The sequence below is a fragment of the Petrimonas sp. genome (assembly GCF_963921705.1).
Lineage (GTDB): Bacteria > Bacteroidota > Bacteroidia > Bacteroidales > Dysgonomonadaceae > Petrimonas > Petrimonas sulfuriphila.
This window is the reverse complement of sequence record NZ_OY997410.1, coordinates 3,117,372-3,142,900: the sequence shown is the minus strand read 5'-3', so window position 1 is coordinate 3,142,900 and position 25,529 is coordinate 3,117,372. Positions and strand designations below refer to the sequence as shown.

The window sequence follows — 25,529 nt, the reverse complement described above, 5'->3', positions numbered from 1 at the left end:
GAGACTTCGGTCTCCTTTTTTATTTTTTTATGTTGCTGATTGACTAATTGTTTTTTTCAAAACCCCTTAAGCACTTTTGAAAGGGGATTTTGGAAAAAAACAATTAAGATAAGAAGTGTAATGTAATCAAATCTTTTGCACTTCTATCTTGAACTTAGTCGGAAATTATCCGGTTATTTTCCAATTGGATTCCATCCCTGCGCTTTCAATTCCATTTCCTGTCCATCGCGGGTAACCAGGTAGCACCCTTCTTCGGGTTTAGTGATGTGGCCCACAAGATGTACGCCCGGCAGGGCAGACACTTTCTCGTGAAGAGACAAGGGAACGGTAAAAAGCAATTCATAGTCTTCGCCGCCGTTTAACGCAACGGTTGTGACATTCATATGGAATGTTTCTGCCATTACGGCGGTTTGGTAATCGATGGGTAGCCGTTCCTCGAAAATACGGCAACCCGTGTTGCTTTGCTTACAGATGTGGAGGAGGTCTGACGATAATCCATCCGAGATATCAATCATTGCTGTGGGGACTATTTCCTGTCCGGACAGGAACTGAACAATGTCTTTCCGGGCTTCCGGCTTGAGCTGGCGTTCAAGGATATATTCTTTCCCCGAAAAATCAGGTTGAAAATCCGCTTTTCCTCCGAAAACCGCCTTTTCACGTTCCAACAATTGCAGGCCCATGTATGCCGCACCGAGGTCGCCCGAAACAAATATCAGGTCGGTATCTTTGGCTCCGTTTCGGTATACGATTTTTTCTTCATCAGCTGTGCCGACACAGGTTATGGAAATAGAAAACCCGGTTAGCGATGATGTCGTGTCGCCTCCTACGAGATCAACACCGTAAATTTCACATGCAAGTAATACCCCGGCGTAGAAAGTTTCCAGATCTTCAACCGAAAACCGTTGAGAGATACCCAACGAAACCGTTATTTGCTGTGGTTTTCCGTTCATCGCATAAATGTCGGAAAAGTTGACAACTGCCGATTTATATCCCAAGTGTTTCAACGGAACGTAAGTCAGGTCGAAATGAATACCTTCCAGCAATAAATCGGTGGTGACAAGCGTCCGTTTGTCCGAGTTGTCTATAACAGCAGCATCGTCTCCCACTCCTTTTTTTGTTGTGGGTTGCGTGAGTATTATATTTTTGGTGAGGTGGTCTATTAATCCAAACTCTCCTAAGGTGGAAATTTCTGTACGCATAAATTAACTGCTTACATTCTTTCCACAATTGCCCGCATAATTTCTGCCATTTTGGGCTGAGCAATTTTTGCAGCTTCCTGTACCTCTTCGTGTGAAACTTCCACAATTTTTCCGACTACACCTAGGTCAGTAATGATGGAAAAAGCCAATACTTTCATTTTGGCGTGGTTGGCAACGATAACTTCGGGGACGGTGGACATGCCTACGGCATCACCGCCGATAACGCGGAAGAAATGATATTCTGCAGGCGTTTCAAACGTCGGGCCGGATACGCCTACGTACACACCGTGCTGTAACTTGATGTTTTTCTCTTTGGCAATTTCCATCGCCATTAACCGGAGTTCTTTGTTGTAGGCTTCGCTCATATCGGGAAATCTTGTTCCCAGTTCGTTGTAGTTCTTGCCGTGAAGCGGATGCTCGGGAAACATGTTAATATGATCTTCAATGAGCATGATGTCGCCCACGTCGAAGCTCGGATTCATTCCGCCGGCAGCGTTTGATACGAAAAGATATTCAACACCCAAAGCCTTGAAAACGCGGATGGGAAAAGTTACCTGTTTCATGTTGTATCCTTCGTAAAAGTGAAAACGCCCTTGCATGGCCAGTACTCTTTTACTGCCGAGTGTTCCGATGATGAGTTTTCCGCTATGACCCTCCACGGTCGAAACCGGGAAGTTGGGGATTTCGGTGTAAGGAATTTCAGTTTTATCATTAATCTCCCGGGCTAGTTCTCCCAGTCCGGTTCCTAAAATGATAGCGGTATTGGGAACATCACCGATTCTATTTTTTAGATAATCGGCTGTTTGATTGATAGCTTCTAACATGTTTGTTGATTTTTTTATTAAATGATTCTTTTTCGTTTTTTTCTAAAAATACTACTTCTATGGGGATATAGTACAATCTTTTTTTCACCTCTTCGTCAAGAAACGACAATGCATGAAAGCGTACAGCATCTTTCTCGGTAGTTACGACCATCTTATCGTCGTCGTCCACATCCAGGGCGTTCATTTCCCGTACAACTTCCTCAATATCTTCTTTTTTAAAAAAATGGTGATCGGGGAAGTATTTCGGATATAAATTGTACGTTTTCAGTTCCAGCTTTTCTACTAACGGTTTAGGCGATGCAATTCCGGTAATCAGAAAAACGTGTTTTTTGCGTAAATCATCGGGTTCGAGAGTTTCCGGTTGCAACTCGGGGAAAACAGGTATGAGGTTACCGTAGTCAAAAGTGGTGAAGTACAGATCCTGATAAGGAAATAAATCGAGGCCGTTTTCGTAAATACGGAAGTCGATGGGTTGCATTTCGCGGCTGCATTTGGTGACGATGACGATTGAAGCGCGGTCTTTTCCCTGTAACGGCTCTCGCAAGTTCCCTGCGGGCAGTAATTTGTCCTCGTAGACCGGGCGGTTACTGTCGACCAATAAGATGGAGAGAGACGGAGTGACGTAGCGGTGTTGGAAACCGTCGTCCAGCAGAATGACCTGAGGTCGCTCTTCTATGTCGATGGATTGTATTTTCTCTATGGCGCTTCTCCTGTTTTTATCCACCACAACGAGTGTTCCGGGAAATTTCTGCTTTATCTGAAGCGGCTCATCACCCACATCCTGTGGCTTTGAATCGACATCTACAATCCTGAACCCTTTGCTTTTCCGTTTATAACCCCGGCTCAGGACCGCTACTTTATATCTTGACGATAATAAGTTGATGAGGTATTCAATGTGTGGTGTTTTTCCTGTGCCCCCCACGGTGATATTCCCCACACAGATAACGGGAATATCAAACTTGTGCTGCTTCAGGATTTTTGCATCAAATAATCTGTTCCGAAAATTCACACCAAACCCATACAACCATGATAGTGGTAGCAACGAACGTCGTATATCGGGAAGGGGTGAATCCATCTTTTGTTTACAACTTTAGATTACGCATTTTAAAGTCTGTATTATTTTATATTCAACTCATACGGAATGCGTGCCTGGATATAATCCTGATCTTTGAGGTTTTTCAAGAACATAAACTTGTCGTAGCTTTCTCCCAGATAATTCTTTAACGTTTTGGCAGCCAATTCTTCTTTGTTCTTGCTGAAAATTTCCTCAAACGGTGACCTTATCCTTGGATACTCGAAAACAGCATAGCTTTTACCTAAATTAGCCATTTCAGCCGCGATACGGATAGCTTCATCGACCCCGCCCAGTTCATCTACCAATCCAATTTCCCTGGCCTGATTTCCTGTCCAAACACGACCTTCTGCGTATTTGGCCAGGCTGTCTTTTGGCATTCCACGGCCTTCGGCACATCTTGTCAGGAACAGATCGTAACCGCTGTCCACATAAGCTTGCATCATCGCTGCTTCCTGAGCGTTAAAAGCTCGGGAAACGTCACCAAAATCAGAAAATTCGTTGGTTTTAACTACGTCCGTATCGATACCCAGTTTATCAAGTGTGCCGCTAAAGTTAGGAAACATACCGAAAATGCCGATAGAACCTGTGATGGTGGTGGGCTGAGCAACTATTTTATCAGCATTACACGCAATATAGTAGCCGCCCGATGCAGCCATGTCACCCATAGAAACAACTACCGGCTTTTCCGACTTCAGACCGGAAATTGCTTTCCAGATTTGTTCCGAGGCATATGCGCTTCCGCCCCCGGAATTGATGCGAAAAACAACCGCTTTGATGTCGTCATCTTTCCGAAGTTTTTCAATCTCGTTTACGAAATATTTATCCTGAATGCCATTAGGCCTATTGCCGGATACAATACCTCCTGTGGCGTATAACAAGGCGATGGAGTTTGTCGATTTCCGGATTGCCGGTGTTTTTACCGACTTCATTTCCGCAACTGTTGCCGATGGAATTTTAGTGTCAGTATCGATCCCGAGCAGTTCTCGGACATAATCTTTCATTTCACTTTCGTAGAGAACGGTGTCGACTAGATTTCGGGACAACAGGAAATCGGTTTTTCTAAGCATCGGAAACAGGTTGGCTATTGAGTCTATTTGCGCAGTTTCCATGTTTCTGGATGCAGCCATATCGGTTTTCATAGTGTTCCAAATATCTGTAATGAATGAGTTCACCTGTTCCCTGTTGGCTTCACTCATTTCGGTTTGGGTATAAGGTTCGGCGAAAGATTTATAAGTGCCCACTTTAAACAGTTGCATTTCAATACCGAGTTTCTGCAACGCGTCTTTGTAAAACAACGGTACCGAAGCGATTCCGTGAACATCGAGCATACCCTGTGGATTGATAGCCACCTTGTCAGCAACAGAAGCCAGATAGTAGCCGTTTTGTGTGTAGGTATCGGCATAGGCAACGATGAACTTGCCACTTTCTTTAAAATCCTCCAACTCTTGCCGTATTTCTGCTAATGTAGCGGTAGAAGCTGCAAAAAGACGTGTATCCAGATAAATACCTTTTATTTTGTCATTGTTTTTTGCTTTGCGGATGGCTCCAATGATGTCGTTCATACCCATAGCCGATGGTACTCCGCCTACCAGGTCGGTAAAAGGGTCATTTTCAGCAATACGTTCCTGTATTGCGCCTTCAAGCCTTAGATTTAAAATGGAGTTATTTTGCAATACAAATGATTCCTGTTTGCCGAAAGAACCCATGATTGAGCTCATCATAGCAAACATGATCAGCATTGAAATAAGCGAAAAAATAAAACTCGCGATGATGAAGCCCAATGCTGACGCAAACATCATTTTAAAGAAATCTTTCATAAATTTGTGTTCTAAATTGATTATAAGCACAAAAATAGAGAAAAAAGAATTATATTGCAATTGAAAACAATTACAATTTAGTTTCTTTATGCTTGTAATATAATTTATTATTGTAGCGACCGGGGTTTTTACCTCATAAATTGTTTTGAGAACAAAAGACCACGAAAAAAATGATAATGGTTAAAAAAACATAAAGAATAGGGGGAAATGGATAAACCATGCAACGTTTTTTCATTTTTTCCATCTTTACTTATGTAAGCGATAAGCATGGATGATTCGCAGTTGATAACAGCATGTAAGAAGCAGAACCGTAATGCTCAGAAGGCATTATATGAGTTGTATGCTCCTAAAATGATGGCTGTTTGCCTGCGTTATTGTCAAGATAATGAAACCGCTCGTGATGTGTTACACGACGGTTTTCTGCAGGTTTTTACGCAAATTGGCTCTTATTCGGGCAAGGGTTCTTTTGAAGGTTGGTTACGCAAGATTTTCGTTAATCTGGCTCTCGAAAATTATCGTCAGGAGAAAAAAAGGTTCAACTTTTTAAACGATTACGGAAAAGACAATTCAGACTTTTGGGATACTCCTGAGGATGACTCTCTCGAAGTAGGAGATATTCCGCGTCAAGAACTTCTGAATATTATTCGTGAGATGCCTGAAGGCTACAGAACGGTTTTCAACTTAGTGATTTTTGAGGATATACCACATAAGGAAATTGGCGCAATGCTGGGGATAACAGAAAACGCTTCCCGGTCGCAATATTTCAGAGCCAAGACTTTTTTACAAAAGAAAGTCCAATCCATGTTGAAGAAGAAATACATATGATCTTCTATGAACGAAAAAGATATATTTAAAGAACAATTGAAGTCGGTTTTCAGCGATTTTGAAGCTCCTGTTCCCCCTGATGGCTGGGAGAAGGTAGAGCAGTCGCTTAATGCCATTAGGCGGGCGAGAATTATCCGCCGAAATTGGTATGTCGGCTCCGCAGCAGCTACTGCGGCATTAATACTGGGAAGTTTGTTCTTTTTGAATTCGCCTCATCCGGTCAAACCCGATCTCCCTGTTTTCACCGGGAAGATGGCACCTGAAAAAACAGGAAGCCTAGATACACAGGATACTCAAATAGCAAAAACTGAAACGACAAAGAAGGAAAGTAACAAGGACGGTCAGGTTGGGTATTCTCTTCAAAAACAAGAGGTTTTGGTGGCCAGGTACACCAAAAGAAAAGAAAAGGTGTTGTCTGTAAACATAGACTTAGAACAAACTCCGGAAAAGATAGTGATTGCTGAACAAACTGTTGAAGTTAAGGCCGAGGCAATGGGAGAAAGAATAATTCGTCCTGAGGAAAGGCAGGTGGTTCAACCCAGTCAGGAAGAGGTTGACCGGCTCATTCAGGAGTTTGAGAATGCCGGGAAAGCTACAATCTTTGAAGGTTTGGCGTTTGAAGATAAGAAGAATAAACCTATTATGTTGGCACTGAACGCAAAAGGTGGACTTACTTCTTCGCGGAAAACCGTAAATAGTCCCATGACTTTGCGCAGTGCCAGTGCGGTCAAGCCATCTGAAAACGGAGATGGTCTTTATTCCGGATTAACGGGATCGAATAAGATGTATGCTGATTACAGCAGTATCCCATTCAACAACCGAAGTATTGCTGATAACGTAGCCGAAATGGAACACGATCAGCCGGTTTCGTTCGGCATCACCGTTTCTAAAACCATTGTTGACAGGTTATCCATTGAAACCGGATTGGTTTATACCTATCTGTTCTCGCGGGCTAAAAACACCAGTGTTGATTTTCAAAATCAGGAGACGCAACATTTTCATTATTTAGGTATTCCAGTCAATCTGAATTATAACTTCGTGAATATAGGAAAACTGGGTTTGTTTGCATCCTTCGGAGGGATGGTGGAAAAAGATATTTACGGGGAATTCAGGAGTACGGGACAAAGTGTTTCAACTGAACTAAACAGTGCGTCTCAGGGGGTGATTACTACGAAAATCAGTCAGAAGAATCCACAGATCTCAGTAAATGCAGGGGTAGGGGTGTTTTACCCTATTTACGGAGGATTTAATTTGTACGGCAAGGTTGGTGGGGTTTATTACTTTGATGCAAAAAACTATGAATATAAAACGATATATACCGACAAGAAAATCGGTTTCGATTTGAATGCGGGGATCCGATTTGATTTCTAATGATTTTTAATTTAACAAATAATTATGTATATGAGAAAATTGATTTTATTTTTTAGTGTTGTGATTGCTGGACTCTTTTTGACTTCATGCTTAGAGGCCGGAGATAGTAACTTTTCAGGTCAGCGGCAATTGTTTTATATTACTCAATTAGAGGGAACACAAGTTGCCCATAACGGAGATTTTGTGATGACTTCCAATGAGATTAAATCGAAAGATCCGGACAGGTGGTACCTTATTACCTGGTCGTGGAGTACCGAAAACGGTATGGTCAGTACAAATGTACATAACGCTATAACACCGGAAATAGAGCAAATACCTCTTGGCGTATATTCTCAACAAGAGGCTCCTCAAGAAACCATGACTCCTGTCCTTAACTTTAACATGGTTGGGGGGTTGCCCATAGTTGGTTCATTTGGTGATTTCCTGATTGTTCAATATGTATGGAATAAGAAAGAAGGCGAAAAAGTACAGGCGAAACTCTATAATGAAACCACTCAACCAGATGCAACGGATACATATATACTGGAATTGCGTTTAGAAAAATCCGGCACTTCCACGGAAACTTCTGGAAAGAATGTTGATGGTTTTGCAGCATTTGACGTGAGTTCATTGCGTAGTCTGGTTAACTTTAACGGACAAGATTTTAAAGATATCCAGTTAAAATTCAATTATTACAAAGAAAATGCAGGACAGCCAACCAGCGTTACACAGCCTGTCAGGATATATAAAAACTGATTTGAGCCGCGGTCAAAACACCATCTTGACTAGTCCTAAATAAGCGTTACAGGTTTATAGAACAATATTAATTGAATCATCAGAGAGAAACAAGGCTAACCTTGTTTCTCTCTGATTTTTTATATGTAAAAGTTTACACTTTCTTGTTTATGCATCTGTTCAGGTGTTTTCACATGACAAAACCAATGAGGCCTTTTGATTGTTGATGCGCACGGCATCTTTAACCAACCATCTCATTGTCTCTATATCAACTTGATACTCTTCGATTAAGAACTCCTATTTTAATATACCGTTCACCCTTTCTGCAATTGCATTCGCATACGGATCATAGCTTTCGGTCATACCCGGTGTTATCTTTTTGCTATTTAGTGCATTCTGATGATCGTTTTTTTGCCACCAATATAAGTTATATCGGAAACCCATACCTGTTCTGGATGGTTTAGCTGCGTACCCTCCACCAGATTCTTATACTTTTTGAATCTATGATGAGAGTCGGTGGTTATCCTGTAATCTTTTTTTACGTAACACTATTTCAGAACAAGACATGTTTCAACAATAAAAAAAGCTGCCCGTTTGGGTAGCTTTTTTTATTGTTGAAACATGTGAAGAAGAGAATTTTATTCTTCGCTCTTTGTTTCTTCAGTTTTATTTTCAACTGTTTCTTCTGCTTCAGTTGCAATTTTAGGTTCATCCTTCACTTCTGCCTCAGCAACTTTTGCTTCCTCTTCTTTATTAGCTTTTGCCTTAGCTTCTTTCTTGAAAGCTGCCACCTTTTGGTTGTCGAGTTTTTCTTTCAGAGCAGCGAGTTCTTCGATATCACCCAACGTGGTTTTTTCCATTACTGGAATTGCCATTGTTGATGATTGGTTTTCTTTCTTACCCGAACGTTTGCCTTTTCTGCTTTCGTCAGAACCGCCTCCTTGAGCATCCTCGTGAATACGGCTGTGAGAAACAATAATGCGTTTAGCATCTTTATTGAACTCGATAACTTTAAATTCCAGTTTTTCGTCCACTTGAGCTTGTGAACCGTCTTCTTTCACCAGGTGTTTTGGAGTAGCAAAACCTTCTACACCGTAAGGCAATGCGATTACTGCACCTTTGTCGACAAATTCGAGAATTGTCCCTTCGTGAACCGAACCAGCTGTGAAAATGGTTTCAAATACATCCCACGGATTTTCTTCCAATTGTTTATGCCCAAGGCTTAAACGACGATTCTCTTTATCAATTTCCAGAACCTGAACTTTAATTGGAGCTCCGATTTCGGTAACTTCGCTTGGATGTTTAATTTTTTTCGTCCAGGATAAATCGGAAATATGGATCAATCCTTCAACACCTTCTTCAATTTCAACGAAGGCACCAAAGTTGGTGAAGTTCCGAACGGTTGCTGTGTGGGTGCTTCCAACAGGATATTTCTCTTCGATGTTATCCCATGGATCGGGCTTGAGTTGTTTTACGCCGAGCGACATTTTTCTCTCCTCGCGATCGAGTGTCAGGATAACGGCTTCTACCTCGTCGCCCACTTTCATAAAGTCTTGTGCGCTGTGCAGATGCTGTGTCCAACTCATTTCCGATACGTGGATCAATCCTTCTACGCCCGCTGCAACTTCAACAAATGCTCCGTAATCCGCTATAACTACCACTTTTCCCTTAACGATATCGCCTACTTTCAGGCTGTCGTCCATGGCATCCCACGGATGTGGGGTTAACTGTTTCAATCCAAGGGCGATGCGCTTTTTGTCATCATCAAAGTCGAGAATTACCACATTGATCTTATCGTCCAGTTTAACCACTTCGTCCGGATGTTGAATACGTCCCCAGGAAAGGTCGGTAATGTGGATCAAGCCGTCAACGCCGCCGAGGTCAACAAATACACCGTAGGAGGTAACATTTTTAACCACTCCTTCGAGTACCTGTCCTTTTTCGAGTTTCGAAATAATTTCCTTTTTCTGTTGTTCCAGCTCTTCTTCAATAAGGGCTTTGTGGGAAACAACTACATTCTTGAATTCAGGATTGATTTTTACTACCTTGAATTCCATTGTTTTGTCAACAAAGATATCGTAGTCGCGGATAGGTTTCACATCGATTTGAGAACCCGGCAGGAACGCTTCGATACCGAATACATCCACAATCATACCGCCTTTTGTACGGCATTTGATGTATCCTTTGATTACTTCGTTGTTTTCTAATGCTGCGTTTACGCGATCCCATGAACGCGAAGCACGTGCTTTTTTGTGAGAAAGGATCAACTGTCCTTTTTTGTCTTCCTGGCTCTCGATGTAAACCTCTACCTCGTCGCCAACTTTCAATTCAGGGTTGTAGCGGAATTCGTTCATCGATACCACGCCGTCTGATTTGTAGCCGATGTTTACAACCACTTCGCGTTTGTTCATGGAGGTTACCGTACCGGTTACCACTTCTTTATCGTTGATTTTGCTCAACGTGTTGTCGTAGCTTTCGGTAAGTTTTTCTTTGTTTTCTTTGGAGTAGACGTCACCTTTTGCGTAAGCATCCCAATCGAATTCCTCTATGGGAGCTACAGTTTTTAAATTGTCAGTCATTTGTTGTTTGAAAAATTAATAATTAAATAAGTTAGACATTATATTGTCGAAAAAAAACGGTGCAAAGATAGTCGGTTTTTTGTTAATAACCAATTCTTTGCACCCGGAATTTTGGGAAAATATCAACTTTCCGCAAGTGAGGACAGGCCAGCAGAAGATCAGATAAGTAATCCTTCCTGGACTTCTTTTCTTGTCCCCGCTCCGGCAATGGTTTCTACCAACTCCAAAGCAAACTCGAAAACTAATCCCGGCCCTTTTCCGGTAATGATATTTTTGTCAACGCTCACTTTGTTGCCGCTGACTTTAGCTCCGATCAATTGATGTTCAAAACCGGGGTAACAGGTTGCTTTTTTCCCTTCCAGAAGTCCTAATCCCCCTAATACCATTGGTGCAGCGCAAATAGCAGCTACAACCTTGCCTTTTTCGGCATATTCCTTCACCTTTCTCTTAAGTTCTTCGTGTTCGTTAAGGTTTTTTGCTCCGGGCATGCCGCCGGGAAGTATCAGTACATCCACATCGTGGAAATTCACCTCCCGGAAGATTACATCTGCCAGAACGGTAATATGGTGCGCTCCGGTGACGTTTTTCTCGTTAGTTATCGAAACAGTCTGAACAGGAATCCCTGCCCTCCGTAAAATGTCTACAGTTCCCAAAGCTTCAATTTCTTCGAAGCCATTGGCTAAGAATAGCGCTACTTTTTTCATCTGTTCATGTTTTGTTTACGTTGTACTCGTATGATAATTGAAAGCGGCGAAATCGCCGAATTTAAAGATGCAATCAGTTGAGGTTAAACCTGTACGTAATGGTCCCTTGCTGATTGTTGGCAGAGTTGATAGCATTGAATTTAGTTCTGCGTGCTGCCCGCAATGCTTCGTTACGCAGTGAAGTGTTCGGGGTATTTGTGCCGCGGCCAATTTCGGCATTTATAACGTTTCCGCGGGGATCTACCGTAATGTTGACAACGACCGTTCCGTAATCGTTTACCGAATAGTTGGGTTGAGCTAACCCGCCTGAACCCAAGCTTCGGCCTCCCAAATCGAAGGTCCCGATTCCACCTGTACCCGATGTGGCTCCCTGGGAAGCATTTCCCGTAGAAACTCCTTGGGTTCCGCTGCCTTCGGTTTCACCCCGGCTGCCGGAGTTTTCACCAAACAGTCCGCTCATTTGCTGATTTATTTCTCTGCGCCTGGCATCTTCTTCACGTTGTCTGCGTGCAGCCTCTTCCTGTAACCTACGTTGTTCTGCTAATTGCGCCTTACGTCGCTCTGCTTCACGTTGTGCAGCAACGTCTATTGTCGGTTCTGTTTGTTGAGTGATCAGCGGCTCATCGGGTGAGTATTCAGGGACGGATGGGCGTTGCGCGGGTGCAGGAGATATTTCATTCATGGGAGATTCCGTTGTGCCGGAAGCCTCTTCCACATTTCCAAACATAACGGGGATACCCTCCAGCTCATCCGGGGGTATTACCAGTGTGAAGTAAGAGAACAAAAGTACAAGCAGAAGCAATACGGCAAAGAGGATTGTCCCTGCGATTCCTGCTGTTTTTTCTCTTGTAATTTGCATCCTGTTTTAACGTGGTTGACTGGTTTTTAGTTCGGTCTTGTCATCAGCACCATTTTAAATTGGTTCTGATTCGCAATATCCAGTATTTTTACTATTTCGCGGTAGGGCACTTCCTCATCGGCATAGAGTGCTACGAAGATATCCGGTTCAGCCGAGTAGACCGATTGCAAAAACGGTGTAATTTGTTCAAAAGTTACCATCCGTTCGGTCTCGTTTGCATTGGCAACGTAATAGTTCAGGCTCTTGTCTATGGTAACCCGAGTAATGGGCTTTGCCTGTGCCTGTTGTTGTGATTTGGGAAGCAGCACCTTTATTGCATTTGGCACTACGATGGTGGATGTGATCATGAAGAAAATCAACAGAAGAAAGATCACATCAGTCATGGAGGCCATGCTGAAATTTGCTTCTACATTAAATCGTTGTTTTAATGCCATTTTCCTTTTGTTTTATGCCACCGGTTCATTCAAAATATCCATAAATTCCATGATTCGCATCTCCAGTTTGTTTACGATACCTTTTATTCTCGTTGTAAGGTAGTTGTAGGCAAATAATGCGATAATCCCCACGATAAGGCCGGCAACGGTTGTAACCAACGCTTCATAGATTCCTGTTGATAAAATATTGACATCCACATTCGCTCCTGCACTAGCCATGCTCATAAAAGCCTTCACCATCCCTGTAACCGTTCCAAGAAATCCGATCATAGGAGCTCCCGATGCGGTGGTCGCAAGAAGCGGCAATCCTTTTTCCAGTTTGGAGATTTCTATGTTTCCCTGATTCTCAATTGCTGACATAACATCTGCCGTAGGTCTGCCCAACCGCGAGATTCCTTTCTCAACCATTCTTGCTGAGGGTGTGTTGGTATTACGACAAAGAGTCATCGCTGTTTCTATTTTTCCATCCAGGATATAATCCTTTATGCGGTTCATGAAAGAATTGTCTTCCTGCCCGGCTTTATTTATTACTAATGTTCTCTCAATCAGTACGTATACGGAAAGTAGTAAAAGTACCAACAATACGATCATCAACCAACCGCCTTTAAATGCCAGGTCTAAGGCGTTCATAGTTGTTTGAGGTTCAACGGCAGTTGTAATCTGCTGTATTTGTTGCAATGTATCTTGAACCGGAGCAATTTGTAACAAGTTCATCAAATCGGATATTTTAAAAGGTGTTTGTAAAGATAAATAATATTCTAGGCATTAGTACTGTTGACAGGAGTATTTAAACAATTTTTATAAGCTTTAATTGTTTTTTCCAAACCCATATAAAGTGCGTCGCTAATGAGCGAATGCCCAATGGATACTTCTTTTAGCCAGGGAATGTTTACGTAAAGGTAATTCAGATTGTCCAAATTCAAATCATGTCCCGCATTTACTCCCAAACCCAGGTTTTTAGCCATTGTTGCCGCTTCTACGTAAGGGGCCACTGCCTTTTCCTTATTGGTTTTGAATTCTTCGGCATAGGGTCCGGTATAAAGCTCAATTCTGTCAGTACCAATTTTCGATGCCATTTTTATCATTTCCAGATTTGTGTCTACAAAAATGGAAGTACGCACACCCATCGATTGGAATTCATTTACTACCTCGGTTAGAAAATCCCTGTGTTCCAACGTATTCCATCCGCAATCCGATGTAAGGACATCGTGTGCGTCAGGAACGAGTGTTACTTGCGTAGGGCGTATTTTTTTTATCAGCGAAATAAACTCAGGGGAAGGATTCCCTTCAATGTTAAATTCGGTAGTTATCCTGGGTTGCAGGTCAATTACATCCGTATAGCGGATATGGCGCTCATCGGGTCTGGGGTGGACGGTAATTCCTTCTGCTCCAAACAGTTGACAGTCAACGGCTACTTGAATTACGTCTGGAATATTCCCTCCTCTTGAATTTCGGATGGTAGCCACTTTATTGATATTTACACTTAATTTTGTCATTTAAATCAACTTACCCTCTTTGATTGTTGTGTTTGAAATTCATTTCTCTGATGAGAATTGATAAAAAACAACCTAACGCGATTTTTTACCTAAAAAATTCCCATCTTTGTAAAACATTACAAAATTAATACGAAATAACGGTTTTGCCTAGTAACAGATGAAAGATTTTATCAGACATCAGATAGAAAAACAGTCCGTATCGTTTACTGTTGAGAATTTTCTCGGTCTTTCCGATACGGAAAACTCACTGGTTGTAATAGAGATTTCGTTGGTAGACTATACACTCACCGAGATTGCCCGTATTGTTGAAAGCAACAATGCCCGCATCATGAATGTTTTTATTCTCCCGGTAGCTGACGGCAATACGTTAATTATTTCCATCAAGTTGAACCTGTTGGATATTTCTCCGGTTTTGATGAGTTTGGAAAGATTCAATTACAAAGTTTTGCACTATGAGATGAAAGAGGGCGTTGTTACCGAAACTCATAAAGAGAGGTTGGATGAGTTGTTGTATTATCTAAACATGTGAGTGGCTTCGTCTCTTCCTCCTTTTGGTCCAAGGCCTAACTCTCTGATGTCTGTAAACCCATAAGTTTGACAATCTGAAAAAAATGAAAATTGCACTGTTTGGGAGCACTTTTCCCGAGTATACCCCCCAAGCCGAATCTCAAATGATTAAAGTTTGTGAGGCGGTGAAGCAATATCCGGTTGAGCTCTATTTGTCTGATACCTTATTCTACTCGGTATCGCGATTTACACAAGATACCCTCCGTCCGTTGTGTTTACTTTTCGATGAACTACCCCCTGTAGATCTCGCGTTAAGCGTAGGTGGAGACGGTACTTTCCTGCGAACGGCAGCTGTTGTAGGTAACTCAGACATTCCTGTTTTAGGTATAAACACCGGAAGGCTAGGTTTTCTTGCTGATGTTAACTTTAGTGATTTAAAAGAAACGCTTCATGAGATTTTTACCGGTGAATATGAGATTGAAGAACGATCTCTGCTTGAAATAGCTGTGGATGAACCGAATCGTGCCTTGAACGAAGTGGCAATACTAAAACAAGACACAGCGTCGATGCTCACTATTCATACATATATAAACAACGATTTTCTCACGTCTTATCAGGCCGATGGCCTAGTTGTTGCTACACCAACAGGTTCAACAGCCTATTCACTCAGCGTTGGTGGGCCAATACTTGTTCCAAGTTCTCCAAGTTTTGTCTTGTCGCCTATTGCTCCCCACAATTTGACATCAAGGCCGTTAATCGTACAGGACGATGCAAAGATCAAACTAAGAATAGAAAGCCGAAGCAACAGTTTTCTGGTTTCCCTGGACGGTCAGTCACAAGTTTGTCATGTGAGAACCGAAATTGAAGTGAAAAAAGCAGACTATATGCTCAAGGTGGTAAAGCGCAAAGGGCATACTTTTTACGAAACGCTACGCGATAAACTGATGTGGGGCGTGGACGTAAGGAGAAAATAACGATGAAGCGATGCGATTGGCTTACTCCTCCGGTTTTACCTCTTCAAAGGGCAAGAGTTTATCCAGCCCAATGATCAGCAGATAAAAGATAGCCATAAAAACAAAAATCCCCGTTATGCCTATTCCGGCAATCAATAAAGTAGTTTCTATTGTAGATGTCATAATGTTTTATGTTTAGTTTTTGATATTGGGTGCTGAGTGCTACAGGAGAATCATTTTACACCCTGATTCACGCAAACAGCGGGACCAGCGTTAAAATAATACCTCCGGCAACAACCGATCCGATTTGTCCGCCCACATTGGCGCTGATAGCCGGCATGAGCAGGTAATTATACGGATCTTCTTTCTGTCCCATTTGGTGGATAACGCGTGCCGACATTGGGAACGCAGAAATACCACAGGCGCCTATCATGGGATTGATTTTGTTACCCTCCTTACGGAAAAGATTGAGGAATTTTGCAAAAATTACTCCGCCGAACGTGTCGAAGACAAAGGCAAATAATCCCAGTGCAATGATTAGTAATGTGTCAACGCGGACGAAGCGGTCGGAAGTCATGGTGCTGGCAATAGTGATTCCCAACAATATGGTGACTAAACTGGCCAATTCGTTTTGAGCAGAGAGCGACAATTTATTTAATACTCCGCACTCCCGGATCAGGTTGCCAAACATCAGAAAACCGATCAACGCCAATGATGATGGAGCTATAATACCGGCAACAATCGTAACAACTATAGGAAAAGCAATCAGCGCTTTTTTCGAGATCCTCTTATTGGCGTGTCCGGTCCCCGACATTCTTATCAAGCGTTCTTTTTTTGATGTCAGCAATCGGATGACCGGCGGTTGAATAATAGGAACCAGCGCCATGTAAGAATAGGCAGCAACAGAAATAGGTCCCAATAAGTTGGGAGCAAACCTGGAGGCAACTACGATGGAGGTTGGACCGTCAGCCGCACCGATAATACCGATAGAGGCGGCTTCTCTCAAATCATAACCGAGAAAAGAAGCCAGGACCATGGTCATGAAAATACCAAACTGTGCTGCCGCTCCGAACAAAAGTAACGAGGGGCTCCTGAACAGCGGTGAGAAATCGATCATTGCCCCGATAGCGATGAAAATCAGCAAGGGAAATATTTCCGTAGCAATCCCTGCCTGGAAGAAAACGTTGAGAACACCCTCTACTGCTTCTCCCGTTGCGGGATCAATCTGCGTGATAGCCGACGATAGTGGGATATTCACTAAAATAGCCCCGAATCCCATTGGCAGGAGTAGCGTGGGTTCATAATTTTTAGCGATAGCCAAATAGATGAGAATCAGTCCGATGGTTATCATAACCAGGTCTTGCCATGTCATTCCTGCGACAGCAGGCATCAGTTGTTCAAATCCCATAGTTTTCCGATTTTTTTAGCGTATATTCATGTTGTTTGAAATATACTGGTGCAAATGTAAGGTATATTTTTCACTAATCACAAATTTTGCACAAAGGGCATTGCCATCCAGCAACACCCTTTGTGAAAATTCTATTGTTTACATCCCTTTATTGGGCCTTCAAGGCCAATGCCTGAATTTAATACAAGAATCCAAGCATAATACCGGCAGCAACGGCTGAACCGATAACTCCGGCAACGTTAGGCCCCATAGCGTGCATAAGCAGGTAGTTACTCGGGTTGTATTCTAACCCCACCACTTGCGATATACGTGCTGCATCGGGTACTGCTGAAACTCCTGCATTTCCGATAAGCGGATTGATCTTGTTGTCTTTTTTCAGGAATAAATTGAAAAATTTAACAAACAGAATTCCCGCACAAGTGGCTACCACGAAAGAAAAAGCGCCAATAACAAAAATCTTCACCGATTCGGGACGCAGGAAAGTGGTGGCTTGTGTGGATGCCCCCACCGTTAATCCCAACAAGATGGTGATAGTGTCGATCAGCGGACCCCGGGCCGTTTCAGCCAAACGGCGTGTTACTCCCGATTCTTTCAGCAGGTTGCCGAAAAAGAGCATACCCAACAAGGGAAGTCCGGAAGGCACCAGGAAAGTAGTCAACAATAGGCCGACAATGGGGAACAAGATTTTTTCGGTTTGAGAAACTACACGAGGAGACTTCATTTTAATCATACGTTCTTTTGGTGTAGTTAACCATCTCATAAACGGCGGTTGAATCACCGGAACCAACGCCATGTAAGAGTATGCCGATATAGCTACTGCACCCAGTAGTTGCGGAGCCAGCTTCGACGTAAGGAAAATAGCCGTCGGGCCGTCTGCCCCACCAATAATACCGATAGCTCCAGCTTCGTTAGGGGCAAATCCCCACAATAACGCTGCTGCGTATGCTCCAAAAATCCCAAACTGACAGGCAGCTCCTATGAGAAAGAGCTTCGGGTTTGCAATCAACGACGAGAAGTCGGTCATGGCTCCAATCCCCATAAAAATAAGCGGGGGATACCATCCTTTTACAACGCCCTGATAGAGGATGTTAAGTACTGAACCCTCTTCATAGATCCCTACTTGCAAGCCGGCTGCTTCATTGAACGGGATGTTCCCGATAAGAATACCAAAACCGATGGGAATTAACAGCAACGGCTCGTATTCTTTTGCAATGGCCAGATATATAAAGATTAAGCCAACCAGAATCATGATGATATGACCGGTACTGGCATTAGCCATTCCGGTATAGTCCCAAAATGTTTTCAGGTTGTCACCCAAAGTCAAAAGTGTATTCATTTTTTCCTTTTTTATTCTATGGTTACTAATTCGGCCCCTTCAAGTACAGAGTCTCCTTTGTTAACCAAGATCCCTGTTATCTTTCCGTTGGCGTTTGACAAGATGTTGTTTTCCATTTTCATAGCTTCCAGGATCATGATGGTTTGTCCTTTCTTTACCGTATCACCTACCTGGCAGCGAATATCGAGAATAATTCCCGGAAGCGGAGACTGGATCGTATTTTTTCCGGTTGCTTCTTTCGGCCTTGTGACAAGCGGAGTAGAGGTCGTTTGCGGTGTAGGCGTAGTAATGGCTTGTTTTTTGATTTTTGAAAGCGGTTTGCTTTCCTTTTTTTCCAATTCTACTTTATACGGTGTTCCGTTCACTTCAAGTTCAACGACAGAACTATCGGAGCTGTTGATAATCACTCGGTAGGGAGCACCGTTAATTTTATATTTAAATTCTTTCATAAGGAATATTTCTTTCTGAGTAAATGGATTAATGAATTATCTGCGGGGATCTTGACGCAGGGTGTATAATTTGGAACTCCAGGGAGAGTATTTGCGTCTGACTTCAGTGATGGTAAGGATGGTACTTTCAATATCATGAACGTCCTGATTCAGCTCGTGAATTGCTGCTGATATAGCGGCTAGCACCTCGCCGGTAAGCTGACTTTCGCCTCTCACTGCCGATAAGGTACCGGCACTGGCAACACGTTTGTGGGAAATGTTTTTCGCAGTGTTTCCAATCGCTTTGAAGATAAGATACAGCAAGATCAGTCCCAGGAAAACCACCAGCATCGAGGTAATGGTTATGGTTACACCAAAGGGATCGTTCTCCTGTAAAGAAACCACCTTTGGATTTTCTTCCAGAACAGCATTGTTGCTGCTTGGGGTTATTCGTTCAAGCTGAGTGCCCAGTGTATTTCCGTTTTGATCGTATTTGATACCGTCGGCCGGATAACCGTAAGTTTTGTCGGTGGGTAATCCTGCAGGAATAATTATCTCATCGAGCAGTGTTTTACCGTCATTTTCATACAATGCGATGTAATTGTCTTTGTTCGGATCAAGCTTGAAATTCACGTGGAAGGTCCCGTTGAACGGCTCGTTGTCTGCCCAAAACAATACATGTTGACGGGGGGGGATTTTTGTGAGGACATCGCCCCGCGGAATTGGATATTTTTTCGGATTGTTGGGGTCATCGGTAAGGTATCTTCCTCCCAGATCCTGCGTTTTATACGTGTTGTTGAATATCTCGATCCATCCGTTTCGTTGACCGAAGTCGTCCATAAACCCAGTTTGGTTATCCACCATAACTTCATTGATCACCCAATGCGGATTTTCATCTTTTATGGTACAACTCACAAGAAGTATCAATGCAGACAAAAACAACAGTCGTTTTAAATTATTCATACTTATGTAAATTATAGCGGTAAATTATCGTGTTTTTTGGGAGGATTGGCCAGCTTTTTGGTCTGTAATTGCTGCAATGCTCTGATAACACGGAAACGGGTATTTCTCGGTTCAATCACATCGTCGATATAGCCGTAACGGGCTGCTTCATACGGGTTGGTGAACAAGTCGTTGTATTCTTTTTTCTTTGTTTCCAGAATGAGAGCCAGTTTTTCGGGATCTTTTTCGGCAGCAATTTCCTTGCTGTAAAGAACCTCTACAGCTCCTTCGGCACCCATCACAGCGATTTCAGCACTTGGCCAAGCATAGTTAATATCGCCCCGAAGTTGCTTGCAGCTCATGACGATATGTGCTCCTCCGTACGACTTACGCAGTGTGACGGTCACTTTCGGAACAGTGGCTTCACCGTATGCGTATAGCAACTTTGCACCGTGAGTGATTACGCCGCCATATTCCTGACCGGTACCAGGAAGGAAACCGGGAACGTCAACCAGCGAAACAATGGGAATGTTGAAAGCATCACAGAAACGGACAAACCTGGCTGCCTTGCGCGAAGCGTTAATGTCGAGAACCCCTGCCAAAAACTTGGGTTGGTTTGCTACAATACCTACCGATTGACCGTTGAAACGAGCGAAACCCACGATGATGTTTTTTGCATAGTCAGCATGCACTTCCAGAAATTCTCCACTGTCGACAATGGCTCCGATAACTTCATACATGTCGTAGGGTTTGTTGGCACTGTCGGGAATAATTTCGTTCAAGCCATCCTCCAACCTGTCGATCGGATCGGAGCTTTTAAATACCGGCGGTTCTTCCAGGTTATTCTGAGGAATGTACGACAACAGTTTCTGAATCATCTGTATAGCATCCTCTTCGGTCTGAGCGGAGAAATGGGCCACGCCCGATTTGGAAGTATGCACCGAAGCGCCACCCAGTTGTTCCTGTGTAACATCTTCTCCGGTAACGGTTTTTACCACTTTGGGACCGGTAAGGAACATGTAGGAGGTTCCCTGGGTCATGATGTTGAAGTCAGTAAGGGCAGGGGAATATACGGCACCTCCTGCACAGGGACCGAAGATACCTGAAATCTGCGGAATCACTCCCGACGCTAAAATGTTACGTTGGAAAATCTCGGCATAACCTGCCAGTGCATTAATTCCCTCCTGAATGCGTGCACCTCCGGAGTCGTTGATACCGATAAGAGGGGCACCCATTTTCATAGCCTGGTCCATTACTTTGCAAATTTTTTGCGATTGCATTTCGGATAACGAACCGCCAGAAACGGTAAAGTCCTGGGCAAAAACATAAACCAGGCGTCCTTGGATAGTGCCGTATCCGGTAACAACTCCGTCGCCAAGGAATTTGGTTTTTTCCATGCCGAAGTTGTGACAACGGTGTTCCACAAACATGTCGAATTCTTCAAAACTTCCTTCGTCAAGAAGCATGGCCAGACGTTCGCGAGCTGTGTATTTACCTTTTAGGTGCTGAGACTCGATTCTTTTCTCACCACCACCTAAGCGAGCTTTTTCTCGTAATTGAATAAGCTCTTTAACTTTTTCGAGTTGGATGCTCATAAGATTATAATTTGTTATGAATTAAATTTTTGTTTTATTGTTACCTCGATAGCCTCCTCAAATCACTATCGAGGTTGGTCATCTACGGATGCTCGCACAATTCGGTCAATACGCTACCGGTTGATTTGGGATGTAAAAAAGCAATGTTCAGTCCTTCGGCGCCGGCACGGGGTTGCGTATCGATAAGGCGTACGCCTTTTGCTTCAATTTCCCGGAGAGACTCACCCAGGTTTTTAGTGGCAAAAGCGATGTGATGAATACCTTCACCTCTTTTTTCAATGAATTTGGCAATGGTACTTTCTTCGCTGGTAGGTTCCAGCAGTTCAATTTTGGTTTGTCCAATCATAAAAAAGGCCGTTTTTACTTTTTGGTCTTCAACCGTTTCGATGTTGTAGCATTTTAGACCAAGAATTCCTTCATAATAAGGAAGTTGTTCTTCAATGTTTTTTACAGCAATGCCGATGTGTTCAATGTGTGTTAATTCCATATTACTTAATTAAGTGATTATTTTTTTAAAAATGCAAAGGTAAGACTTTTAAGTTGTATGATAAAATTTATTTTTTTCGTTTTAAATGGAAGAAATTTCAAGTACTTCGAGCAGTTCAGGACTGATTTCCCGATCTTTTTTTATGGCACGTTTAAACGGTACATAGTCGATTTCGTTTTCACGAATACCGATCATTACATTGCGTTGATTTTCCAGCAACGCCTGGATGGCTGCTATGCCCATCCTGCTTGCCAGGATACGGTCCTGTGCCGTGGGTGAACCTCCACGTTGCAAATGTCCTAAAATGGAGACGCGCACATCGTACTGAGGATACTGTTTTTTTACCCTCTCAGCCAGGTTCATCGCGCCACCTGTAATTTCACTTTCAGTAACAAGAACCATGCTGCTGCTTTTCGATTTTCGGAAACCCTGATCGATAAGTTCCGCCAACTGGTCTTTCTCCATGCTTATTTCAGGGATTATGGCGGCTTCCGCCCCCGAGGCTATAGCGCTGTTGAGTGCCAGATAGCCACAATTACGTCCCATCACTTCCACAAAGAAGAGTCGTTCGTGGGATGTGGCTGTATCGCGAATTTTATCCATCGATTGCATAATGGTATTTAGGGCAGTATCGTAACCAATGGTGGTGTCGGTTCCGTTCAGGTCGTTATCAATGGTTCCTGGCAACCCAACAATCGGAATATTGTATTCATTGGCAAATACTCCGGCACCAGTCAGTGATCCGTCGCCGCCGATGACCACAAGCGCATCTATTCCGTGTCGTTGCATGTTTTCGTAAGCTGTCTTTCTTCCGGCTTCAGTCATAAACTCCTCACATCGGGCAGTCTTAAGTATTGTTCCGCCCTGTTGGATTATATTGCTTACGCTGTTGGTCTTAAACTCTTCTATTTCGTTGCTAATAAGCCCCTTATAGCCTCTATAGATGCCAAAAACGCGCATACCGTTGAAAATTGCAGCACGCGTTACAGCGCGGATGGCAGCATTCATGCCCGGTGCATCTCCTCCGGAAGTAAGTACGCCGATGCTTTTTACATTTGAATCCATTTCGAAAATTAGTTCTTTTTTTAAAATTGGTTGAACCTGAATACAATCGGCTGCAAAGGTAATTTTTTTTTAGGAGGCGCACAAAAAAAAGCTGCTTTAAAAAGCAGCTTTTTCAACTTTCATTTCCGGTATAAGCTCCGATATTTTTTTTGCGACAACCTCCATCTGCCACATGGGTGTTGAGGTAGCTCCACAAATGCCGATGCTGATGTCATCCCGTATCCATTCCGTATCCAGTTGGTCAGGATGATGGATCAAGTGTGAGTTCCGGTTGTACTTTTCACATTCGGCAAAAAGGACTTTTCCGTTGGAACTTTTTTCTCCTGCGATAAAAATAACGAGGTCGTGATTCTTAGCAAATTCTTGCATGTTGGGTACGCGATTGGAAACCTGACGACAAATGGTATCATAAAATTCAAATGTGGCACCATTTTTCATCCGTTCTTTTATCAATTCCCCTATTTCCTGAAATCCGTCCAGCGGTTTCGTCGTTTGTGAAAAGAGGCTTATGTCGCGTGAGAAGTCGAGTTTGTCTATGTCTTCTTTCTTTTCGATTACTATGGCTGATTCATCGGTCTGTCCCATCAATCCATTTACCTCGGCATGGCCTTTTTTTCCGAATATCACTATTTGTCCATCTTCATTTTGTTTGGTGATAAATTTCTTTTTGATTCGTTTTTGCAACCCAAGAACGACCGGACAGGATGCGTCAATCAATTCTATATTGTTTTCTTTTGCTATTTGGTAAGTGCTTGGGGGCTCCCCGTGGGCGCGAAGCAGAACGCGGACATCCCTGAGTTTTTTAAATTCATCGTGGTTGATGGTAATCAATCCCATTTTGGCGAGACGCTCCACTTCAATGTTATTGTGGACGATATCGCCTAAACAGTAAAGAGTTCCGCCTTTTTTCAGTTCTTCCTCGGCTTTGCTGATAGCTTTGGCTACCCCAAAACAGCAGCCGGACTGCTTGTCTATCTCAATTTTACTCATTTTACTTTGTGATTTTGTTAAACATATCCATTGCCCATTGCAATTGTTCTGTAATAGTTATATGTGAATTATCCAGTTCGATAGCATCGGTCGCTTTACGTAACGGACTCTCTGTGCGGGTGGTGTCTCTTTCATCTCTTTCGAGGACGTTGGCGAGGGTGTCTTCATAGGTAACAGGATTGCCTTTGGCCTGAAGTTCTTCGTAACGGCGTCGTGCGCGAACTTCGGGTGATGCCGTGAGAAAAATTTTGAATTCCGCGTCAGGGAAAACTACTGTGCCGATATCCCTGCCGTCCATCACCACCCCTTTCTTTTTCCCCATTGCCTGTTGCTGGCGTACCAACTCTCTGCGTACAAATCCTAAAGCACTCACGCGGCTTGCACCGTTCCCTATTTCAAGCGAACGGATTTCTTTTTCTACATTTTCACCGTTTAGATAAGTTTCCTGTTGGCCTTCTGAATTTGTTTTAAAGGAAATATCTATTCCTGAGATATGCATTTGTAATGCAGCATCATCAATTTCCGTATCGGTTATCCATCCCTTACGGTATGCAAACAGAGCTACTGCCCTGTACATGGCTCCGCTGTCGATATAAGTATAACCTAATTCCCTTGCCAATCCCTTGGCTATAGTACTTTTGCCGCATGATGAGAAGCCATCTACGGCGATATTTATTTTTCCCATTCTTATTGAAAGCAGATACTGTTTTTATAAACAACTACAAAGATAGAATGTTTTCGTTATAATTGGTTTTAACACAAAATCTAGCCAAACAATTCGATTGCTTTTTTCTCGTATTTGGGAATCTTGAATAACTGCTGTCCGGTTGCAAAGAAAAGCGATTTTAACCTCCCCGATTTAATCATCAGATTAATTAACTGCTGGTGTCGTTTGTGCTTATGAATAACAGCCGGCATTTTATCGGAGATATACGATGGGTTGAGAATAGTTTTTGCAGTTTCTTCTCCCGATATAAGTGCTTGGTAAATCCCTTCGCCGGTGAACGGAGAAACCAGTCCGGCGGCATCACCGGTCAGAAATATGTTGTCAAAACGGATTCCGTTATAATCTGCATCCATGGGGAAAGCTTCGTATTTTCCTTTGGAAATATCGATCTGTCTGTCGTTGAGCCATTGATGAAAATTCTCCTTTAATTTTTTCGGCGATACATGTTTCGGATCGGCGCCGCAACCGACGGAGATATAGCTGCGATGTGGAAAAATCCACGCGTACCATGCCGAAAAGTATTCAGGCTGAAAGAATATTTCGAAATCTTGGTACTTGTTGGTGGAAATTATGTATTGAATACCAATAATTTTCCTTCTTGACTTTAAACCAAGAAAGGTTTTCACGATAGAATTGGATCCATCTGCTCCAACGAGATATTTAAAGCCTATTTTTTCCCCACCGACAACAATGAAGTCTTTGTTGACCACCGTAGCCTTGCTGCTGATTCTTATTTCGATATTGGGGAATGCCTTTATTTTTTGTAATTGCCACTGTCCGAATTTTTTCCTATCGATAGTAAAAGCAAAATCGGTATCGGATTTTAAGGTTGAAGCGATATTGTTAACATGTAGCTTTACCTGGTTGTAACTATATTCAATGAGTTGCGGCGGAAGGCCAAGATATTCAATTCCTTTTCCGGTAAGTCCTCCAGCGCATACTTTAGGCCCAATCTCGTCGTTCTTCTCAAGCAATAAAACTTTCAAAGAAGAATTACCCAATTTTTCTGCGCATTTTAGACCGGCAGGCCCTGCGCCGATGATGACGACATCGAAGAATTGCACGTTTTGAATATTTTTTTTACAAAGATAAAATTTCCTTTTTTCTAATGAAACAAACAATAACGGAAATTGGTAAAACTGTGTTTGTTTTTATTGTTGTTTGAGCGAGTTTATCTTCATAAAAGTTAGAATG

General features: G+C 42.8%; 26 protein-coding genes. 5 read left to right on the top strand and 21 right to left on the bottom strand.

All coding sequences use genetic code 11. The features are described 5' to 3' along the window. Positions 1-173 precede the first annotated feature (173 nt). The 4 genes from thiL to sppA are packed head-to-tail and all read right to left on the bottom strand — an operon-like array spanning position 174 to position 4,915. On the bottom strand, positions 174-1,199 hold the full coding sequence (thiL, locus tag AACM02_RS13135) for a thiamine-phosphate kinase (RefSeq protein WP_214063219.1): 1,026 nt from the start codon (positions 1,197-1,199) through the stop codon (positions 174-176). 11 nt (positions 1,200-1,210) lie between these two features. Next, positions 1,211-2,023 carry a purine-nucleoside phosphorylase gene (locus tag AACM02_RS13130; protein WP_332456189.1) on the bottom strand — a complete coding sequence of 271 codons (813 nt, stop codon included), beginning with the start codon at positions 2,021-2,023 and terminating at the stop codon, positions 1,211-1,213. Further along, positions 1,980-3,098 carry a tetraacyldisaccharide 4'-kinase gene (lpxK, locus tag AACM02_RS13125; RefSeq protein WP_339117217.1) on the bottom strand — a complete coding sequence of 373 codons (1,119 nt, stop codon included), beginning with the start codon at positions 3,096-3,098 and terminating at the stop codon, positions 1,980-1,982. Before lpxK ends, AACM02_RS13130 begins: the two co-directional genes overlap by 44 nt. Positions 3,099-3,139: 41 nt before the next feature. Further along, a complete protein-coding gene (sppA, locus tag AACM02_RS13120; protein WP_339117216.1) occupies positions 3,140-4,915 on the bottom strand; it encodes a signal peptide peptidase SppA in 1,776 nt (591 codons plus the stop codon). A 267-nt stretch (positions 4,916-5,182) separates the two neighbouring features. On the opposite strand from sppA, the gene AACM02_RS13115 reads away from it, so the two are divergent. From AACM02_RS13115 to AACM02_RS13105, 3 genes are read left to right on the top strand one after another with little or no spacing between them, the layout of a single operon-like run. Continuing rightward, the gene (locus tag AACM02_RS13115; RefSeq protein WP_214063222.1) at positions 5,183-5,740 is read left to right on the top strand and encodes an RNA polymerase sigma factor; all 558 of its coding nucleotides are present in this window, start codon (positions 5,183-5,185) and stop codon (positions 5,738-5,740) included. A gap of 6 nt (positions 5,741-5,746) precedes the next feature. Beyond that, complete coding sequence (locus AACM02_RS13110; RefSeq protein WP_339117215.1) at positions 5,747-7,111, top strand: hypothetical protein; 1,365 nt, start codon at positions 5,747-5,749, stop codon at positions 7,109-7,111. 30 nt (positions 7,112-7,141) lie between these two features. Next, complete coding sequence (locus tag AACM02_RS13105) at positions 7,142-7,846, top strand: hypothetical protein (RefSeq protein WP_214063224.1); 705 nt, start codon at positions 7,142-7,144, stop codon at positions 7,844-7,846. Between the two features lie 617 nt (positions 7,847-8,463). Here AACM02_RS13105 and rpsA read toward each other — a convergent pair. The 6 genes from rpsA to AACM02_RS13075 form a co-directional block, all read right to left on the bottom strand. Next, complete coding sequence (rpsA, locus tag AACM02_RS13100) at positions 8,464-10,404, bottom strand: 30S ribosomal protein S1 (RefSeq protein WP_214063225.1); 1,941 nt, start codon at positions 10,402-10,404, stop codon at positions 8,464-8,466. Between the two features lie 158 nt (positions 10,405-10,562). Next, on the bottom strand, positions 10,563-11,108 hold the full coding sequence (locus AACM02_RS13095) for a DJ-1 family glyoxalase III (protein ID WP_332456185.1): 546 nt from the start codon (positions 11,106-11,108) through the stop codon (positions 10,563-10,565). A gap of 73 nt (positions 11,109-11,181) precedes the next feature. Beyond that, positions 11,182-11,967, bottom strand: a complete 786-nt coding sequence (locus AACM02_RS13090; RefSeq protein WP_339117214.1) for a TonB family protein — start codon at positions 11,965-11,967, stop codon at positions 11,182-11,184. A gap of 26 nt (positions 11,968-11,993) precedes the next feature. Next, complete coding sequence (locus tag AACM02_RS13085) at positions 11,994-12,401, bottom strand: biopolymer transporter ExbD (RefSeq protein ID WP_214063633.1); 408 nt, start codon at positions 12,399-12,401, stop codon at positions 11,994-11,996. Positions 12,402-12,413: 12 nt separating this feature from the next. Beyond that, positions 12,414-13,115 (bottom strand): MotA/TolQ/ExbB proton channel family protein, encoded by a 702-nt coding sequence (locus tag AACM02_RS13080; protein ID WP_214063632.1) that lies wholly within the window; start codon positions 13,113-13,115, stop codon positions 12,414-12,416. A gap of 44 nt (positions 13,116-13,159) precedes the next feature. Next, entirely contained in the window at positions 13,160-13,897 is a 738-nt protein-coding gene (locus tag AACM02_RS13075) for a pyridoxine 5'-phosphate synthase (protein ID WP_214063631.1), read from the bottom strand. A gap of 157 nt (positions 13,898-14,054) precedes the next feature. Here AACM02_RS13075 and AACM02_RS13070 point away from each other — a divergent pair, with 157 nt between their 5' ends. Together AACM02_RS13070 and AACM02_RS13065 are read left to right on the top strand one after the other, a co-directional pair. Beyond that, complete coding sequence (locus AACM02_RS13070; protein ID WP_332456183.1) at positions 14,055-14,426, top strand: hypothetical protein; 372 nt, start codon at positions 14,055-14,057, stop codon at positions 14,424-14,426. Positions 14,427-14,508: 82 nt separating this feature from the next. Continuing rightward, a complete protein-coding gene (locus AACM02_RS13065; RefSeq protein ID WP_339117213.1) occupies positions 14,509-15,378 on the top strand; it encodes an NAD kinase in 870 nt (289 codons plus the stop codon). A 21-nt stretch (positions 15,379-15,399) separates the two neighbouring features. On the opposite strand, the gene AACM02_RS13060 is transcribed toward AACM02_RS13065, so the two are convergent. From AACM02_RS13060 to AACM02_RS13010, 11 genes are all read right to left on the bottom strand, one after another. Beyond that, positions 15,400-15,540: a hypothetical protein gene (locus AACM02_RS13060; RefSeq protein WP_214063628.1), complete on the bottom strand. Its 141-nt coding sequence runs from the start codon at positions 15,538-15,540 to the stop codon at positions 15,400-15,402. Between the two features lie 67 nt (positions 15,541-15,607). After that, positions 15,608-16,765, bottom strand: coding sequence for a sodium ion-translocating decarboxylase subunit beta (locus AACM02_RS13055; protein WP_332456181.1), 1,158 nt, complete (start codon positions 16,763-16,765; stop codon positions 15,608-15,610). A gap of 178 nt (positions 16,766-16,943) precedes the next feature. Continuing rightward, the gene (locus AACM02_RS13050; RefSeq protein WP_214063595.1) at positions 16,944-18,101 is read right to left on the bottom strand and encodes a sodium ion-translocating decarboxylase subunit beta; all 1,158 of its coding nucleotides are present in this window, start codon (positions 18,099-18,101) and stop codon (positions 16,944-16,946) included. A gap of 11 nt (positions 18,102-18,112) precedes the next feature. Next, complete coding sequence (locus AACM02_RS13045) at positions 18,113-18,550, bottom strand: acetyl-CoA carboxylase biotin carboxyl carrier protein subunit (RefSeq protein ID WP_214063594.1); 438 nt, start codon at positions 18,548-18,550, stop codon at positions 18,113-18,115. A 36-nt stretch (positions 18,551-18,586) separates the two neighbouring features. After that, positions 18,587-19,492 (bottom strand): OadG family transporter subunit, encoded by a 906-nt coding sequence (locus AACM02_RS13040; RefSeq protein ID WP_214063593.1) that lies wholly within the window; start codon positions 19,490-19,492, stop codon positions 18,587-18,589. An 11-nt stretch (positions 19,493-19,503) separates the two neighbouring features. Next, positions 19,504-21,066, bottom strand: coding sequence for an acyl-CoA carboxylase subunit beta (locus AACM02_RS13035; RefSeq protein WP_339117212.1), 1,563 nt, complete (start codon positions 21,064-21,066; stop codon positions 19,504-19,506). Between the two features lie 82 nt (positions 21,067-21,148). Next, positions 21,149-21,553: a methylmalonyl-CoA epimerase gene (gene mce / locus AACM02_RS13030; protein ID WP_332456178.1), complete on the bottom strand. Its 405-nt coding sequence runs from the start codon at positions 21,551-21,553 to the stop codon at positions 21,149-21,151. 81 nt (positions 21,554-21,634) lie between these two features. Next, a complete protein-coding gene (pfkA, locus tag AACM02_RS13025; protein ID WP_214062748.1) occupies positions 21,635-22,618 on the bottom strand; it encodes a 6-phosphofructokinase in 984 nt (327 codons plus the stop codon). A gap of 96 nt (positions 22,619-22,714) precedes the next feature. Next, a complete protein-coding gene (locus AACM02_RS13020; protein ID WP_339117211.1) occupies positions 22,715-23,608 on the bottom strand; it encodes a 4-hydroxy-3-methylbut-2-enyl diphosphate reductase in 894 nt (297 codons plus the stop codon). Position 23,609: 1 nt separating this feature from the next. Beyond that, positions 23,610-24,293, bottom strand: a complete 684-nt coding sequence (cmk, locus tag AACM02_RS13015; RefSeq protein WP_339117210.1) for a (d)CMP kinase — start codon at positions 24,291-24,293, stop codon at positions 23,610-23,612. 80 nt (positions 24,294-24,373) lie between these two features. Then, positions 24,374-25,399: a geranylgeranyl reductase family protein gene (locus tag AACM02_RS13010; RefSeq protein WP_321716239.1), complete on the bottom strand. Its 1,026-nt coding sequence runs from the start codon at positions 25,397-25,399 to the stop codon at positions 24,374-24,376. Positions 25,400-25,529 lie beyond the last annotated feature (130 nt).

Bases quoted from the DNA above. Each gene is read 5' to 3' on its own strand.
- AACM02_RS13065 (WP_339117213.1), top strand. From the start codon at position 14,509: ATGAAAATTGCACTGTTTGGGAGCACTTTTCCCGAGTATACCCCCCAA.
- mce (WP_332456178.1), bottom strand. From the start codon at position 21,553: ATGGAATTAACACACATTGAACACATCGGCATTGCTGTAAAAAACATT.
- AACM02_RS13055 (WP_332456181.1), bottom strand. From the start codon at position 16,765: ATGGGATTTGAACAACTGATGCCTGCTGTCGCAGGAATGACATGGCAA.
- AACM02_RS13050 (WP_214063595.1), bottom strand. From the start codon at position 18,101: ATGAATACACTTTTGACTTTGGGTGACAACCTGAAAACATTTTGGGAC.
- AACM02_RS13105 (WP_214063224.1), top strand. From the start codon at position 7,142: ATGAGAAAATTGATTTTATTTTTTAGTGTTGTGATTGCTGGACTCTTT.
- sppA (WP_339117216.1), bottom strand. From the start codon at position 4,915: ATGAAAGATTTCTTTAAAATGATGTTTGCGTCAGCATTGGGCTTCATC.
- AACM02_RS13115 (WP_214063222.1), top strand. From the start codon at position 5,183: ATGGATGATTCGCAGTTGATAACAGCATGTAAGAAGCAGAACCGTAAT.
- AACM02_RS13110 (WP_339117215.1), top strand. From the start codon at position 5,747: ATGAACGAAAAAGATATATTTAAAGAACAATTGAAGTCGGTTTTCAGC.
- AACM02_RS13085 (WP_214063633.1), bottom strand. From the start codon at position 12,401: ATGGCATTAAAACAACGATTTAATGTAGAAGCAAATTTCAGCATGGCC.
- AACM02_RS13035 (WP_339117212.1), bottom strand. From the start codon at position 21,066: ATGAGCATCCAACTCGAAAAAGTTAAAGAGCTTATTCAATTACGAGAA.
- AACM02_RS13040 (WP_214063593.1), bottom strand. From the start codon at position 19,492: ATGAATAATTTAAAACGACTGTTGTTTTTGTCTGCATTGATACTTCTT.
- pfkA (WP_214062748.1), bottom strand. From the start codon at position 22,618: ATGGATTCAAATGTAAAAAGCATCGGCGTACTTACTTCCGGAGGAGAT.
- AACM02_RS13075 (WP_214063631.1), bottom strand. From the start codon at position 13,897: ATGACAAAATTAAGTGTAAATATCAATAAAGTGGCTACCATCCGAAAT.
- thiL (WP_214063219.1), bottom strand. From the start codon at position 1,199: ATGCGTACAGAAATTTCCACCTTAGGAGAGTTTGGATTAATAGACCAC.
- AACM02_RS13130 (WP_332456189.1), bottom strand. From the start codon at position 2,023: ATGTTAGAAGCTATCAATCAAACAGCCGATTATCTAAAAAATAGAATC.
- rpsA (WP_214063225.1), bottom strand. From the start codon at position 10,404: ATGACTGACAATTTAAAAACTGTAGCTCCCATAGAGGAATTCGATTGG.
- AACM02_RS13045 (WP_214063594.1), bottom strand. From the start codon at position 18,550: ATGAAAGAATTTAAATATAAAATTAACGGTGCTCCCTACCGAGTGATT.
- AACM02_RS13020 (WP_339117211.1), bottom strand. From the start codon at position 23,608: ATGAGTAAAATTGAGATAGACAAGCAGTCCGGCTGCTGTTTTGGGGTA.
- cmk (WP_339117210.1), bottom strand. From the start codon at position 24,293: ATGGGAAAAATAAATATCGCCGTAGATGGCTTCTCATCATGCGGCAAA.
- AACM02_RS13060 (WP_214063628.1), bottom strand. From the start codon at position 15,540: ATGACATCTACAATAGAAACTACTTTATTGATTGCCGGAATAGGCATA.
- AACM02_RS13095 (WP_332456185.1), bottom strand. From the start codon at position 11,108: ATGAAAAAAGTAGCGCTATTCTTAGCCAATGGCTTCGAAGAAATTGAA.
- AACM02_RS13080 (WP_214063632.1), bottom strand. From the start codon at position 13,115: ATGAACTTGTTACAAATTGCTCCGGTTCAAGATACATTGCAACAAATA.
- AACM02_RS13070 (WP_332456183.1), top strand. From the start codon at position 14,055: ATGAAAGATTTTATCAGACATCAGATAGAAAAACAGTCCGTATCGTTT.
- AACM02_RS13090 (WP_339117214.1), bottom strand. From the start codon at position 11,967: ATGCAAATTACAAGAGAAAAAACAGCAGGAATCGCAGGGACAATCCTC.
- lpxK (WP_339117217.1), bottom strand. From the start codon at position 3,098: ATGGATTCACCCCTTCCCGATATACGACGTTCGTTGCTACCACTATCA.